The sequence below is a fragment of the Rhodococcus sp. PD04 genome (assembly GCF_035918275.1).
Lineage (GTDB): Bacteria > Actinomycetota > Actinomycetes > Mycobacteriales > Mycobacteriaceae > Rhodococcus > Rhodococcus rhodochrous.
Genome location: NZ_CP142143.1, coordinates 2,385,883 through 2,400,678 on the forward strand (window position 1 = coordinate 2,385,883; position 14,796 = coordinate 2,400,678).

Below are 14,796 nucleotides of genomic sequence, written 5' to 3' on the forward strand. Positions count from 1 at the left end.
GAGCGACCGCTATGAAGTACATGCTGCTGATCTACGCATCCACGACCGACGAGCCCACCTGCACCTTCGAGGGCTGGCAGGACTACGAGAAGGCGATGCGCGATGCGGGTGTCCTCGTGTCCGGGCACGCCCTGCAGGATCTCGTCACCGCGACCACCGTGCAGGTCGACGCGGACGGGCGCCGCACGGTGACCGACGGGCCGTTCGGCGAGAGCCGTGAGGTTCTCGGCGGATACGACGTCATCGACGTCGGCAGCCTCGACGAGGCACTCGACTGGGCGGCGCGCTGCCCCGGATCGCGGGACGGCGGCAAGGTCGTCGTGCGGCCGATCGCCGACTTCGGGGACTGAGCGATGGTGGAGCCGGCCGCGACCGTCGAGTCGGTGTTCCGCGAGGAGCACGGCCGGCTCCTCGCCGCACTCGTTCATCGCTTCGGCGACCTCGACCTCGCCGAGGAGGTCGCGTCGGAGGCGCTCGAGGCGGCGCTCGTGCACTGGCCGGTCGACGGTGTGCCCGAACGGCCGGGCGCCTGGCTGCTCACCACGGCCAGGCGCCGAGCGCTGGACCGGGTGCGCCGCGACCGCGTATATGCGACGCGGCTGGCCGAACTCGCCGTCGACACCGAACGTCACGCGTCGTACGAGCCGCCCGGGACGGGAGAACTGCCGGACGACCGCCTCGAACTGTTCTTCACGTGCGCCCATCCCGCGCTCGCCGCGGACGACCGTGTCGCGCTGATCCTGCGTTGCCTCGGTGGTCTGACGACGAACGAGGTCGCGCGGGCCTTCCTCGTCCCGTCGTCGACGATGGCCCAGCGGATCGTGCGGGCCAAGAAGAAGATCCGCGGTGCCCGCATCCCGTTCCGGGTGCCCGGACCGGACGAACTGCCCGAACGCCTGCCGGTGGTGCTCGCGGCGCTGTACTCGATCTTCACCGAGGGATACACCGCGAGCAGCGGCGAGCATCTGCAACGTCCCGACCTCGCCGAGGAGGCGATCCGCCTCACGCGCATCCTGCATCGCCTGATGCCGGCGGAACGTGAGGTGAGCGGGTTGCTTGCACTGATGCTGCTCGTCCACGCCCGCCGGGACGCGCGCACCGACCCGTCCGGCGCCGTGATGCTGCTCGACGCGCAGGACCGCACCCTATGGGACCGCGCGATGATCGACGAGGGCAGCGCACTGGTGGTCGCCGCACTCACCGGAGGACCACCCGGACCGTACGGGGTGCAGGCCGCCATAGCCGCGCTGCACGACGAGGCGAGCGACGTCGACAGCACCGACTGGCCGCAGATCGTCGCCCTCTACGACGTACTGACCGCCCTGAGTCCGTCACCGGTCGTCGCACTGAACCGCGCCGTGGCGGTCGCGATGCGTGACGGGCCCGCCGCCGGACTCGAACTCCTCGACGGACTCGCCGAGGAGCCGAGTCTGCGCGATTACGGGCCGTACGTGGTGGCGCGCGCCGGGTTGCTGGGCCGGGTCGGGCGGAAAGGCGAAGCGGCCGAAGCGTATCGGCGGGCACTCGAGCTCGCCGGTACCGAACCCGAGCGGCGCCACCTCGAGGCGAGGTCGGCGGAGTTGTCGCGTTCACGGGAATTGTGACCGACCCCGGTGCGCCGAGACCTCCGATCCGGGCGGAGCGGCGCAGTCCGGCGGTTCGTGTAGCCGGAGACCTCGAGGTCGTAGCGCTTCGGTGTGTACCACTCCGGATCGACCCAGTGCGGATCCCGTAGCCGGGTCGCCAGATCGTCCTCGCGGAGCCTGACGCTCTCGTGGACCCTCAGTCCTCTGGGAGGCCGCGTTCCGCCGACGATCTCACGAGTTCCTCGACCGATGAGCCCCCAGATGCGGCTCATCCGGGTCGGCTTCGCCGTCGCGTTCGTCCGCTCCGGTTTCGGAAGCTGCCGCAGGCTCACCGTCCGGCGCAGGAGCACGCCGTGGTCGAGGGCGCCTTCGAGGACCCAGCGGAGCGAGATGTCGGCGAGTCGGCAGTCCTCGAATCCGCCTCCGACGTCGGAATGGACGCCCGTGAACCAGACCTCCTCGACCCGGTCGTTCGCGACCTTGTCCACCCTGTACGGCCTGCGGTACTCGTCGATGGAGATCGCGTGCCGGCCGGATTCCACGTTCGGCAACTCGGCCGTCTTCTCGAAGTGGTAGTCCTTCTCGAAGATTCCGGGTGCGCTGACGCTGTCCCATATCCCGAGGTAGTGCACGGGGACGGAGAACGTCCCGTTCGACGCCCGGCACACGGTCGTCGCGAACTGTTCGGCGCACGCGAAGTCGTCGGGGCCCCAGGACCTGCGACGGGCATACGCGGCGATCGCGTACTGCACGAGATTCTCGGCCGACGCCCGTGGAAGCCCGACGAGATGCAACATCGCCGCGAAGGCACGTGCCGTGTGGGCGCCCCGGCTGAACCCGAAGAGATAGATCCGATCACCGGGTTCCCACTGCTTCATCAAGAACGTGTAGGCCTCTGCGAGGTTCGTCTTGATTCCGACGCCGAATGCGAGGCCGAGCGTGCGGGAGATCCTCTGTCCCACGCGCGTCGAGGCGCCGGCGGAGGAGAAGGTGCCGACGCCGGGGTCGTAGTAGGTGACCTGCTCGCCCGTGGTGTTCTCGAGTGCTCGGAACAGGCGGACGACGTTGGTGTTCCCCTTCGCCCGAATTTCGTTTCCCGTGCCGTCGAAGCACAGGACGATGTTCTTCGATCCCTTCCTTCCGGCGACCTTCTGCGTGATCTCTGTCGACTGTGCGTACGTTCCGGGCTGCGGCATCGTAGTGCTCCCTGAATGCGACCTACTGGTGGATTCGACGCTAGGAGGCGGATCGGGAGGTCTCACGGGTAGTGCGCTACTCGAATCCGATCGTGCTCGTCGCGAAGATCACTGCAGCGAGGGCACCGGCCGACGGTCAGCGGTATTCGTCGACCAGGTCGAGGTAGTCGTCCCACACCGGCGGGCGGGTGCCGGCCAGTGCCGCGTCGAGACGGTCGAGGTAGTACTGCCACCCCGGCCCGATCTCTCCGGCCTCCGATCGCGGGACGTGGCGATGTGTGAACTCGAGGGTGGTGACCTTCCCGACCTGGCGCAGCGCCACCTCGAGCTGCCACCCGTCCACGTCGACGGCGAATCCCTCCGGAGGAGAACACCGGAGGATGTCCACGTAGGTGGTGGCCGAGTCGAGGTCGTCGGTCATCGTCAAGCGCACACGGCCCGTGGTCGGGTCGCCGGTGTACGTGCCGTACCAGCGACCCAGCTTCTCCGAGTCGGTGAGCGCTGCCCAGACCTCGCCGATCGGGAGCAGGAAATTGCGGTGGTAGATCAGCCGCACCAGCGACGAGTCTCTCGGGCAGTCACGTTCCGGGCTCACTTCGCCTGTGATCGTCGTCGGCGTGCTCATCACGGCTCCTCTCGATGGGCGCTCGCCTTATCGAAATTGTCCTGCATCCGGCTGCCGGTGCGGTCCGTTTCACCGCGATGGGTCCTCCCGCTGTGGAGTGCGCTACTCGAATCCGTTCACAGGATCGTCCCGATCCGGCACGGCGGGGTGAACCGTCGGTACAGGGACGAGAGCCTCGAACTCGGATGGCGGCAGTCGTGGAGGTCGTTGTCCGGCACTTCGGTCCTCACGGATACCGGTTCACCGTCCCGGTCGAGCCGGATGTACCGGTTCGCGACCAGGCTGCGGTCCCGCCACGTGCGTATGTAGGTGATCCACTCGTCGTCGCACAGGCCGGTGACGAGAAGTTCCAGACGGTCCTCGGCGTCTGCGGGCGGCTCGCCACGACGGGCGACCGCCTCGACCAACGCCTTACGGTGAGCGCATCTCTGCCGGGCTGCCAGGAGGTCGGTCGCGCTACGGATGCCCAGTGCGCGCAGGTCGGACAGCACCGTCGTGCCCTCGGGGTCCTTCTCGGCGGTCGAATCCACGATGTGGAGGCGCAGAATCGCCTGATCGACCCAGTCGACGAGGCGGCCGACCGGAATCCGTGTCTCGAGCAGCAGATCGACGAGATCATGATGCGCGAGGGCCTCGACATTGGGTACACCTTCGTCGATCAGTCGTGCCCGGTCGTAGAGGTCGAGTCCCTCGATGTCGGTGAGCGGTAGCTGCTCTTCGAGCATGCGGTGTTTCCTGGTCAGGGCGAAGCGCCGCACGGTGTCGCGCAAGAGCACCATCGCGGTTTCGGGAAGCACGCCGATCACGAACGCCAGTGGCAGCACGGTGGCGTCGTAGACCCGCGACTCCGGTGATTCGACGACGGCCTGGAGCAAGCAGGCAAGGATGACGACGGTGATCACTCGTACGGTGATCTCGCTGTATGCCTTGGGCCGTAAGTCGTTCCGTGAATACCGGCGCAGGCAGGTGTTGAGGGAGAAGAAGTACGCGCCCAGGAACGCGAACGCGAGCGGGTCGGAGAGCGCAGTGAAGAGACTCGTGTCGGGCGCGCCGGACGACGCGGCGGGGGAGTACAGCGCCATGGTCCAGCCCAACGCGATGGTGACCGTGGAAACGAGGATGGGCCACAGTCGCTGGGTGGCGTTCACCGTCGTGGTCTGCTCGCTCGGCGCATAGAAGACCTCGTCCATCTGGCCGCCGTACTTCGCCTGCACGTCCGCCAACGTGCGGACGTTCGGGTCCAGCCGGAAGATCTGCCATTCGAAGCGGTCGCGGAGCGTACTCAGACGTTGACGGTCGAACAGGAAGAACAACAGGCCCGGCAACATGGTCGCCACTGCGACGAACGCGACGGCGACGACGGGAGCCTCCGTGATCCTCACCAGCCCGGTGCCGAATGCCGCCACCGGCACAGCCACGCTGATCTCGAGCATGCACCACAACGTGACCGTGTGCAGACGGCGGCGGGAACGAGCCTTGGTGCCGTCGAGACGTGTCTCCGATGTGGCGTGCAGGGGGACGACATATCCGTGGCGGATCAGCCCCTCCCAGGGCCACTGCCGCTCCGGGTCGGTCGGTACGCGACGTTCGAGCGGTGCGAACACGAGCGTCCGACCGTCCGCGTCGGTGATGTGCAATCGCGAAGGCGTCGCATTGCGCAGTTCGGCAGGTGCCGTGTCCGAGGCCGGCGCGGGAGCGCCGGCGCGACGCTCGTCGCCGGGACGAGCAGCAGGAGCATCGTCCCGGCCTCGGAGTGTCTTCAGGACGGACGCGAACCGGTTGCTCTCCCTCTTCTGCAACATGATTCCCACCCCGTCGCACCGATCGGCCGTGTTCGAATCCTGCACGCCCCGGGCACGAACGGCACGGGTAGCGAGCTACCCGATTTCCGTGTATCGCTCCACCGGTCCGTGCGACCCGCCGGACGATCCGGACGAAATTCCGCAACCGTTCCACGACATCTCGTACGCTGCACCACGGCAACGACGAGGGGGCGACGTGGACGACCCGCAGCACGGGTACTGGAACAGGCGGCGTTTTCTCGCCGGGACAGCCGCGACGATGGCGGCGTTGATCGGCACCGCAGGGGTGTTCGCGAGGGAGGCGGACGCGAGTCCGCTGAGTGAGACGCCGCCCGTACGCGACACGATCAACGGGGTGCTCGCGTTCGTCGTGCCCGGCAACGACCCGTACTCGCACCAACAGGGCGTGTGGACCGACCGGCCCGGCGGCGTCACCGCCGGTACCGCGGAATCCCTCGAGCGAACCCTGGACCAGGCCTCGCCGATGCCGCTGCTCGGACCCGAGGCGGGCAACCTGCCCGGCGCCGCGGCGATCGCGGTGCTGCTCAACACCTTCGGTGTCACCACCGACCCGCGTTCGGTGAGCGGGCCGTTCGCAGCACCGTTCGCGAACCTGAGTCATGCCGCGAAGGCACAGGTCTTCGAATGGCTCGACACCGACCAGCGTTTCGAAGGTCTGGTGCTGAAATTCGTGGTCAACGCGATTCCCACGTTGGCGGCCTTCGCGGCGTTCTCGGAGGTCTCCGCGTACGACCGCACCCGGCGCGAGCTCACAGGGCGCCCGGTCGGCTGGGAGTTGAGCCGCTATGCCGGGCCGAGCGACGGGTGGGACGAGTTCCTGGGCTACTACGGCGGAATCGACCAGGTGGAGGGATAGATGACCGACGTCATCGTCATCGGGGCCGGGGGTGGCGGACCCGTCGTGGCCAAGGAACTCGCGGCGCGCGGGCTCGACGTGCTCGTTCTCGAAGCAGGTCCCCGCTTCGCCGACCCGGAGAACGAGTGGACCCATCTCGAGGACGACATCAACAATCCGATCACCGGGCTGTTCCGCCACGGACCGGGAGACCGCTCGGGCACGCCGTGGCTCCGTGATCTGCCTCAGAATTCGTTCGTGTGGCAGGTATCCGGCGTCGGTGGCACCACGCTCCACTTCTTCGGCAACTCGCCGCGGGCGGCACCCGGCGTGTTCTCCGGATACGACGGCGCCGACCGCGACATGTACGACACGGCGCACCTGTTCCCCTTCGGATACGACGAACTGCGTCCCTACTACGAGTGGGTGGAGGCCACGCTGCCGGTGCAGACTGCCCCGATGGGCGTCAAGGAGCAGTTGTTCCTGCGGGGAGCAGCGGCCATGGGTCTGCCACACCAGACCTCGCTCGACACCACCGTGGCCGCCCACCGCGCACAGCAGAATGCGATCCTCCAACCCGGTGGTACCGCCGGCCGCACCCGCGACCGTGCGCGTCTGCACCATCCCGAAGCGCGGGGCTGCACGATGTGCGGGCACTGCTATCAGGGCTGTTACCTGCCGCTGGGGGCACCGCGGAATCTCAAGGCCAGACGCTCCACCGACAATTCGTACGTCCCGATGATGCTCACCGCGGACGCGTGGTCACCCCAGGGGCGTGCCGTTACCCTGATCGCCGATGCAGTGGTCTCCGAGATCCTCGTCGAGGAGGTGAACGGGGAGACCGTGGCGCGCGGCGTGCGGTTCACGACGGGAGAGGACGAGCACGAAGCGACCGCCCCGGTGGTGGTGCTGGCGGCCGGGTGCATCGAGAGCCCACGATTGTGGCTGAACTCGGCGCTGCCGAATCCGAACGGCTGGGTCGGCCGCGGCCTCACCGACCACCACATGGACGCGGTCTTCGGCGTCTTCGACGAGTACACCGGGCAGACGCGCGGCCCGGGTTCCAACGCGCGCGTCGATCTGCCCGGCTACGGCGGGATCGAGCAGGTCGGCCTGCCCCCGGCATTGATCGCGTACGCGCTGAACTTCAGCGACTCCGGCATCCACGGGTACGGACGTGCCGGAGGCGTCGTCGATTCCGCGGGGTCCGACAGCGTGGGGAGGCTCGTCGGACGCGACCTGCTCGACACGATGGCCGACGCCGACCGGGTCCTCGCGGCGCTCGTCATCTCGGACGACGACGTCGAACCGGACAACCGCGTGACGCTCTCGCCGATCCTGTACCCGGACGAAGCAGGTCTGGCGCCGCGGGTGACCGTGCAGCATCGTCGGCGTTCGGCGCGTACCCGCCGCAATCGTGACCACGCGACCCGCAAGGCCGTCGAGTTGATGAGGGCCGCGGGCGCGAAGAGGGTGCATCGCTGCGATTGGCCACCGCTGATCCTGCACTCGCAGTCGAGCATGCGGATGGGGGTGAGCGACCGGGATTCGGTGCTCGACGCCGACGCGGAGGCCCGGTGGGTGAAGAGACTGTTCGTCGCCGACAACTCGGCGCTCGCCAACAGTCTCGGAGGTCCGAACCCGACGTTGACGACGCAGGCGATCGCCACCCGCACGGCCGAGAAGATCTTCGCGAAGTACTTCGACGGTGAGCCCTGGGTGGCACGGGAGAACCCGGTGTCGTCGATCGACGACCGCGTCACCGCCGCGGTGATCGAACGGGGTATCTGACCGCTCGAGCCCGGATCGGACCGGCCGATTTCGTCCCGAGTGGAACCGTCGGGCGTCCCGGCGCGTCGAACGAGACAGAGGGCCGTGACGACATCGGTCCACGACGGGAGGAGTTCACCGGCATGGACCCACGAACGGTGCGATGTGTCCCGGGCCGATCACCGTTGCGCGCACTGCGCTCGACGGCAGGTCCGCGATCGATGAATCGGATGCGGTGTGTGCGAACCGGTGTCGACGACGGCGACACCGCCGGTACTTCGGAGGGGCGCCGTGTGGAGACGGACGACGCCGACGATCCCGACTTCGACGGCGCGGGCGCGTGACGGCCGGATCGCCGATCACGGCGTCGGGCTCCCGGCGCTCCGCTCGGTTACTACGCCGGGAGTTGCTCTGCGGCAGCCGGATCGAGGAACCACACGGTGCGTTCGGTGCCGCGGGCGCCCGCGGACGGGAAGTCTTCCGGTGCGGCACCGCCCACGGCCGCCGCGACGGCCTCCGCCTTGGCGGCACCGGTGACCAGCAACCAGACCTGCCGCGCCCGCTGCACGGCGGGCAGCGTCAGCGTCACCCGGGCCGGCGGCGGCTTCGGGGAGTCGTCGACACCCACCACGAAACGCTCCGACTCGCGCACCGCGTCGGTGTGGGGGAACAGCGAATTGATGTGTCCCTCACCGCCCATGCCGAGCAGGTGCACGTCGAAGACCGGCACGGTGCCGTCGGGGGAGTGCGTCGCGAGGAGTTCGGCGTACCGCTGGGCCGAGTCCTCCGGTGTGCTGCACCCGTCCTCGCCGAGCGCCGGCATGGTGTGGATACGGGCCGGGTCGATCGGCACGTGGTCGAGTAGAGCCTCACGGGCCTGCACCTCGTTGCGATCCGGATCGCCGGGCGGCAGGAAACGCTCGTCGCCGAAGTAGACGTTCACCGCCGACCAGTCGATGGCGCCCTGGTCACGACGGACGTGCTCGAGCATCGCGATACCGGTACCGCCGCCGGTGAGCACGACGTGGGCCTGCACCCGCTCGCGCTGCGCGGCGACGACGGCATCGACGAAGGCGGACGCCGCCGCGCGGGCGACCTCGTCGGCGTCGGCGAAACGCCGGATCTCGGACGGAGTGCGGACCGTGTCAGACATAATCCACCTTCGGCAAGGCCGACAACGCGGCTTCGTAGACTTTGTCGGGATCGAGGCGACGCAGTTCCTCGGCGAGGCATTCGGCCGAGTTCCGGCGCGCCAGGCTGATCAGCGAATCGGGCTTGTGGGTGCGTTCGAGGGTCGCCACACGACCTTCCTGCGGGCGTTCCAGGGCGATCGTCTGCGACGCCGTGCGCAGTTCCACCCTCAGCTCGCCGACGGACCGTTCGACGGGACAGTCGAGGCGGCTCGCGAGCCACCCCGCGATCAGATCGACGGCCGGCTCGGTCCGCAGCCCGGACACGCGCGCCGAGAGCACCGGCTCGTATGGCGGCTGATCGAGCGCCGAGACCAGCAGGGCCCGCCAGTAGGTGATGCGGGCCCAGGCCAGATCCGTGTCGCCCGGGCGGTAACCGGACAGGCGGGTCGCGAGATCGGCACGCGGGTCGTCGGAGTTGGTCACGTCGGTGATGCGGCGGACGGCGAGGCGTCCCACCGGGTCCTCGGCCGGCACCGCGGGGGCCTGGTTGGGCCACCACGCGACGACGGGGGTGTCCGGCAGCAGGAACGGCACCACGACCGATTCCTGATGCTCGCCGAGTTCGCCGTGCAGGGCGAGGATCAACGCCTCGGAGGCACCCGCCTCACCGGCGACCCGGATCTCCGCGTCGAGCCGCGACGGACCGTCCTGCCGACCGCGACCGACGACGATGACGCGGCAGGGATGTTCCTTCGACGCCTCGGTGGCGGCGGTGATCGCGGCGTCGAGGCCCCGCGCGTCGCCGGCGCACACGATGAACGTGAGGACACGTCCCTGCGTGACCATTCCGCTCGATCGTCGCAGCTCCACCAGCTTGCGACTGATGGCGTTGGCGGAGGTGTTGCGCAGCTGGATCCTCACGGACGCCTCCATTCCCGGCCGGTGCGTCGCAGCATCTCGTCGGCCGATTGCGGACCCCAGGTGCCGGACTCGTAGGGTTCCGGTCGCCCGTTCGCCGCCCAGTGCTCGAGCACCGGATCGAGGATCTTCCAGGACAATTCGACTTCCTCGTCCACCGGGAACAGCGACGGGACGCCGAGGAGCACGTCGAGGATCAGGCGCTCGTAGGCCTCGGGGGAGGAGACCGTGAACGCCTGGCCGTAACTGAAGTCCATGTTCACGTCCCGGACCTCCATCTCGGAGCCGGGCACCTTCGACCCGAAGCGCATCGTGATGCCCTCGTCGGGTTGTACGCGGATCACCAGTGCGTTCTGACCGAGCTCCTCGGTCATGGTCTTGTCGAACGGCAGGTGCGGGGCCCGCTTGAAGACCACCGCGATCTCGGTGACGCGGCGGCCGAGGCGCTTGCCGGTGCGCAGGTAGAAGGGCACACCCGCCCAGCGGCGGGTGTCGACCTCGAGGGTGATGGCCGCGTACGTCTCGGTGGTCGAATCCGCCGCGAAACCCTTCTCCTCGAGCAGGCCGACGACCTTCTCGCCGCCCTGCCAGCCGGATGCGTACTGGCCGCGCGCGGTGGTCTCGTCGAACGGCTCCGCCGGCCGGGTCGCCGACAGCACCTTGATCTTCTCCGCGTGCAGCTCCGACGCCGCGAAGCTCACCGGCTCCTCCATCGCGGTGAAGGCGAGCAGCTGCAGGAGGTGGTTCTGGATGACGTCGCGCGCCGCGCCGATGCCGTCGTAGTAGCCGGCGCGACCACCGAGACCGATGTCCTCGGCCATCGTGATCTGCACGTGGTCGACGTAGTGCGCGTTCCACACCGGCTCGAACATCTGGTTCGCGAAACGCAACGCGAGGATGTTCTGGACCGTCTCCTTGCCGAGATAATGATCGATGCGGAAGACGGATTCCTCGGAGAACACCTCACCGACAACGGAATTGAGCTCGCGTGCGCTCTCGAGGTCGTGCCCGAAGGGCTTCTCGATCACCACGCGGCTCCACGAGCCGTCGCGTTCCGCGGCCAGACCCGAACGCGACAGCTGCCCGCACACCACGGGGAAGGCGTCCGGGGGGACCGACAGGTAGAACGCGTGGTTGCCGCCCGTACCGCGTTCGCGGTCGAGCTTCTCGAGGGTCGTCGCGAGTTCCGCGAACGCCGCATCGTCGTCGAAGGTGCCCTGCACGAAGCGGATCCCCTCCGCGAGGCGCTGCCAGACCTCCTCGCGGAAGGGGGTACGCGAGTGCTCACGCACCGCGTCGTGGACCACCTGACCGAAATCCTCGTCGGCCCAGTCCCTCCGGGCGAAACCGACGAGCGCGAATCCGGGCGGCAGGAGGCCGCGGTTGGCGAGGTCGTAGACGGCGGGCATCAACTTGCGCCGGGCCAGATCGCCGGTCACGCCGAAGATCACCAGCGCGCACGGGCCGGCGATACGGGGCAGTCTGCGATCTCTGTTGTCCCGGAGCGGGTTCACCCACTCCGCCGCACCGGATTCGGGCACGTTCAGCCCTCCGCGCCGGGCGCGTGAGCCGCGAGCTGTTCCGCCGTCGCCGCGAGCAGGTCCTTCCACGCCACGACGAACTTCTCCACACCCTCGTCCTCGAGCTTGCGGAAGACGTCGGGAAGATCCACACCGACCGATGCCAGCGCGTCGAAGACCTGCTGGGAGGAGGCGATGTTGCGGGTGACGGTGTCGCCCGTGACCTCACCGTGGTCGGCGACGGCCTCGAGGGTCTTCTCCGGCATCGTGTTGACGGTGTTCGGCGCGACGAGCTCGGTGACGTAGAGGGTGTCGGGGTAGTCGGGGTTCTTCACACCCGTCGACGCCCACAACGCACGCTGGGGAACGGCACCCGCCTCGGCGAGCTGCTCGAACCGCGTTCCGCCCTCGAACGCGCGCTGGTACGCGCCGTACGCGAGCCGCGCGTTGGCGAGACCGGCCTTGCCGCGCAGCGCCAGCGCCTGATCGGTGCCGATCTCCTCGAGGCGCGGATCGATCTCGGTGTCGACACGCGAGACGAAGAACGACGCGACCGAGCGGATCTTCGACAGGTCGTGACCGGAGGCCTTCGCCGCGGTGAGGCCGTCGAGGTAGGCCTCGATGACCCGCTCGTAGCGCTCGACCGAGAAAATGAGCGTGACGTTGACGCTGACACCCTCACCGATCACCCGGGCGATGGCCGGCAGCCCCGCCACCGTCGCCGGGATCTTGATGAACAGGTTCGGGCGGTCGACGATGCGCCACAGCTCGAGGGCCTGCTGGACGGTGTCGTCCGTCTTGTGCGCCAGACGCGGGTCGACCTCGATCGACACCCGTCCGTCGAGGCCGTCCGTCGCCTCGAACACCGGCGCGAGGACGTCGCAGGCCGCGCGCACGTCGTCGGTGGTGACGGTGCGGATCGCCTCGGTGGCGTCGGCACCGGCGGCGGCGAGATCGCGGATCTGCGCGTCGTAGGCGTGGCCCTTCGACAGGGCGGCCTGGAAGATCGACGGGTTGGTCGTCACACCCACGACACTGCGGGTCGCGACGAGCTCGGCGAGCTTGCCGGAGTCGATGAGGTCGCGGGACAGGTCGTCCAGCCACACCGAGACACCCTGGGCGGACAGTTCGGCCAGCGCAGCGTTCTGCGTGGAGGTCTGCTGGGTCATCGGATCATCCCTTCACTCGGGTCAGCGAGCGACGCGCGGCGTCGACGACGGCCTCGGCAGTGATGCCGAACTCGCGGTACAGGGTCTTGTAGTCGGCGGAGGCGCCGTAGTGCTCGAGCGAGACCGGCTCACCGGCGTCGCCGATGAGGCGGTACCACGGCATCGCGAGACCGGCCTCCACGGACACACGGGCGCGCACCGACGGGGGCAGCACCTCGTCGCGGTAGGCCTGGTCCTGCTCGAGGAACCGGTCGAGCACCGGCACCGAGACGACGCGGGTGGGAACACCGTCGGCCTCGAGGGTCTCGCGGGCGGCAACGGCGAGCTGGACCTCGGAACCGGTCGCGAGGATCACGACCTCCGGGGTGCCCGACGAGGCCTCGGCCAGGATGTAGGCGCCGCGGGCGACACCCTCGGCGGCCCTCTCACGCGTGCCCTCGAGCACCGGCACGTTCTGACGGGTCAGCGCCAGCGCGGTCGGGCCGGTGCGGTTCTCCAGAGCGGCCTTCCACGCGAACGAGGTCTCGTTGGCATCGGCCGGGCGGATCACCGCGAGATTCGGGATCGCGCGCAGCGCCGCGAGGTGCTCGATCGGCTGGTGCGTCGGGCCGTCCTCACCGAGACCGATCGAGTCGTGCGTCCACACGTAGATCGCCGGGGTCTGCATGAGGGCCGCGAGACGCACCGCGGGCCGCATGTAATCGGAGAAGACGAGGAAGGTGCCGCCGTAGGGGCGGGTCGGGCCGTGCAGAGCGATGCCGTTGAGGATCGATCCCATCGCGTGCTCGCGGACACCGAAGTGCAGGGTGCGTCCGTAGGGCTGCGCGTTCCAGTCCTTCGTGGAGATCGCCTCGGGTCCGAAGGAGTCGGAACCGGGGATCGTCGTGTTGTTGCTGCCGGCGAGGTCGGCGGAGCCACCCCACAGCTCGGGCAGCACCGGCCCGAGCGCGGCGAGGGCCTTACCGGACGCCGAGCGGGTCGCGGGACCGCTCTCGGTGGGCTCGTAGGTCGGCAGTGCGTCGACCCAGCCCTCCGGGAACTCGCCGGCGTGCAGGCGGTCGAAGAGCTCCTTGCGCTGCGGCTCGCGGGCGGCCCACGCGTCGAAGTCGGCCTGCCATGCGGCACGGGCCTCGGCGCCGCGCGTCACGACCTGTCGGGCGTGCTCGATCACGGCCGGGTCGACGTCGAAGTTCTTCTCGGGGTCGAAGCCGAGGATCTTCTTGATCTCGGCGACCTCGTCGGCACCGAGCGCGGCACCGTGCGCGTCGCCGCTGTTCATCTTCGTCGGGGCCGGGTAGCCGATGATCGTGCGGACGGAGATGAAGGACGGACGGTCGGTGACCGCCTTCGCGGCCTCGACGGCCTCGAGGAGCGCGGTGACGTTCTCGCCGCCCTCGACGGTCTGCACGTGCCAGCCGTAGGCCTCGTAGCGCTTGGCGACGTCCTCACCGAGAGCGATCGCGGTGTCGTGCTCGATGGAGATCTTGTTGTCGTCGTAGAAGACGATCAGGTTGCCGAGCTGCTGGACACCGGCGAGCGAGGACGCCTCGGAGGTCACGCCCTCCTCGATGTCGCCGTCGGAGGCGATCACGTAGACGTAGTGGTCGAACGGGCTCGAGCCGGCGGGCGCCTCGGGATCGAACAGACCGCGCTCGCGGCGGGCGGCCATCGCCATGCCCACGGCGGAGGCGAGACCCTGACCCAGCGGGCCGGTGGTCATCTCGACGCCGGCGGTGTGGCCGTACTCGGGATGACCCGGGGTGAGCGAACCCCACGTGCGCAGCGCCTCGAGGTCGGCGAGCTCGAGTCCGTAGCCGGACAGGTACAGCTGGGTGTACAGCGTCAGGCTCGAATGCCCGCACGAGAGCACGAAGCGGTCGCGGCCCACCCACTCGGGGTCGGTCGGATCGTGGCGCATCACACGCTGGTAGAGGGTGTACGCGAGGGGAGCGAGGCTCATCGCGGTACCGGGATGCCCGTTTCCGACCTTCTGCACGGCGTCGGCGGCGAGCACGCGCGCGGTGTCGACGGCCTTGGTGTCCAGGTCGGTCCAGTCGGCAGGATGCGCAGGCTGGGTGAGGGTGCGGATCTCGTCTGTGATCGACACGAGCTTGAAGTCTCCTGACATGGGTGAACGGGGTCCCGGCGGGTGGAAGTCGGCCCGCGCGCTACTTCAGACTAGTGCGCTGCTCCGAACGGGTCGATTCGGTCCGGGCAACGG

The 14,796-nt window shown here is 68.9% G+C and carries 11 protein-coding genes and 1 pseudogene; 4 read left to right on the top strand and 8 right to left on the bottom strand.

Annotation, left to right across the window (positions count from 1 at the left end):
• Nucleotides 1-11 precede the first annotated feature (11 nt).
• Nucleotides 12-350, top strand: coding sequence for a YciI family protein (locus tag U9J23_RS11045; protein ID WP_326602663.1), 339 nt, complete (start codon nucleotides 12-14; stop codon nucleotides 348-350).
• A gap of 3 nt (nucleotides 351-353) precedes the next feature.
• Nucleotides 354-1,604: an RNA polymerase sigma factor gene (locus U9J23_RS11050; protein WP_059381387.1), complete on the top strand. Its 1,251-nt coding sequence runs from the start codon at nucleotides 354-356 to the stop codon at nucleotides 1,602-1,604.
• A gap of 362 nt (nucleotides 1,605-1,966) precedes the next feature.
• On the opposite strand, the pseudogene U9J23_RS11055 reads toward U9J23_RS11050, so the two are convergent.
• The 3 genes and pseudogenes from U9J23_RS11055 to U9J23_RS11065 form a co-directional block, all read right to left on the bottom strand.
• Nucleotides 1,967-2,782, bottom strand: a pseudogene (locus U9J23_RS11055) (DUF2235 domain-containing protein); the annotation flags it as partial.
• A 136-nt stretch (nucleotides 2,783-2,918) separates the two neighbouring features.
• Nucleotides 2,919-3,407 (bottom strand): SRPBCC domain-containing protein, encoded by a 489-nt coding sequence (locus U9J23_RS11060; RefSeq protein WP_059381388.1) that lies wholly within the window; start codon nucleotides 3,405-3,407, stop codon nucleotides 2,919-2,921.
• A 116-nt stretch (nucleotides 3,408-3,523) separates the two neighbouring features.
• Entirely contained in the window at nucleotides 3,524-5,209 is a 1,686-nt protein-coding gene (locus U9J23_RS11065; protein WP_272266597.1) for a hypothetical protein, read from the bottom strand.
• A gap of 196 nt (nucleotides 5,210-5,405) precedes the next feature.
• Between U9J23_RS11065 and U9J23_RS11070 the strand changes: the two genes are divergently transcribed.
• Together U9J23_RS11070 and U9J23_RS11075 are read left to right on the top strand one after the other, a co-directional pair.
• Nucleotides 5,406-6,086, top strand: a complete 681-nt coding sequence (locus U9J23_RS11070) for a hypothetical protein (protein ID WP_226949811.1) — start codon at nucleotides 5,406-5,408, stop codon at nucleotides 6,084-6,086.
• A complete protein-coding gene (locus U9J23_RS11075) occupies nucleotides 6,087-7,856 on the top strand; it encodes a GMC family oxidoreductase N-terminal domain-containing protein (RefSeq protein WP_272266599.1) in 1,770 nt (589 codons plus the stop codon).
• A gap of 373 nt (nucleotides 7,857-8,229) precedes the next feature.
• On the opposite strand, the gene pgl is transcribed toward U9J23_RS11075, so the two are convergent.
• Genes pgl through tkt form a run of 5 tightly spaced genes read right to left on the bottom strand, consistent with a single transcriptional unit; the run spans nucleotide 8,230 to nucleotide 14,682 of the window.
• Nucleotides 8,230-8,988 (bottom strand): 6-phosphogluconolactonase, encoded by a 759-nt coding sequence (gene pgl / locus U9J23_RS11080; protein ID WP_085468123.1) that lies wholly within the window; start codon nucleotides 8,986-8,988, stop codon nucleotides 8,230-8,232.
• The gene (gene opcA, locus U9J23_RS11085; RefSeq protein ID WP_315899290.1) at nucleotides 8,981-9,889 is read right to left on the bottom strand and encodes a glucose-6-phosphate dehydrogenase assembly protein OpcA; all 909 of its coding nucleotides are present in this window, start codon (nucleotides 9,887-9,889) and stop codon (nucleotides 8,981-8,983) included. The genes pgl and opcA overlap by 8 nt, the downstream gene beginning before the upstream one ends.
• A complete protein-coding gene (gene zwf, locus U9J23_RS11090; RefSeq protein ID WP_085468125.1) occupies nucleotides 9,886-11,427 on the bottom strand; it encodes a glucose-6-phosphate dehydrogenase in 1,542 nt (513 codons plus the stop codon). The genes opcA and zwf overlap by 4 nt, the downstream gene beginning before the upstream one ends.
• A 2-nt stretch (nucleotides 11,428-11,429) precedes the next feature.
• A complete protein-coding gene (tal, locus tag U9J23_RS11095) occupies nucleotides 11,430-12,575 on the bottom strand; it encodes a transaldolase (protein ID WP_059381395.1) in 1,146 nt (381 codons plus the stop codon).
• A gap of 4 nt (nucleotides 12,576-12,579) precedes the next feature.
• Nucleotides 12,580-14,682, bottom strand: coding sequence for a transketolase (gene tkt / locus U9J23_RS11100; protein ID WP_085468299.1), 2,103 nt, complete (start codon nucleotides 14,680-14,682; stop codon nucleotides 12,580-12,582).
• Nucleotides 14,683-14,796: the final 114 nt, after the last annotated feature.

Coding starts and splice junctions, on each gene's coding strand:
- U9J23_RS11050 (WP_059381387.1), top strand. CDS start 354: ATGGTGGAGCCGGCCGCGACCGTCGAGTCGGTGTTCCGCGAGGAGCAC.
- pgl (WP_085468123.1), bottom strand. CDS start 8,988: ATGTCTGACACGGTCCGCACTCCGTCCGAGATCCGGCGTTTCGCCGAC.
- U9J23_RS11045 (WP_326602663.1), top strand. CDS start 12: ATGAAGTACATGCTGCTGATCTACGCATCCACGACCGACGAGCCCACC.
- tal (WP_059381395.1), bottom strand. CDS start 12,575: ATGACCCAGCAGACCTCCACGCAGAACGCTGCGCTGGCCGAACTGTCC.
- U9J23_RS11060 (WP_059381388.1), bottom strand. CDS start 3,407: ATGAGCACGCCGACGACGATCACAGGCGAAGTGAGCCCGGAACGTGAC.
- U9J23_RS11075 (WP_272266599.1), top strand. CDS start 6,087: ATGACCGACGTCATCGTCATCGGGGCCGGGGGTGGCGGACCCGTCGTG.
- U9J23_RS11065 (WP_272266597.1), bottom strand. CDS start 5,209: ATGTTGCAGAAGAGGGAGAGCAACCGGTTCGCGTCCGTCCTGAAGACA.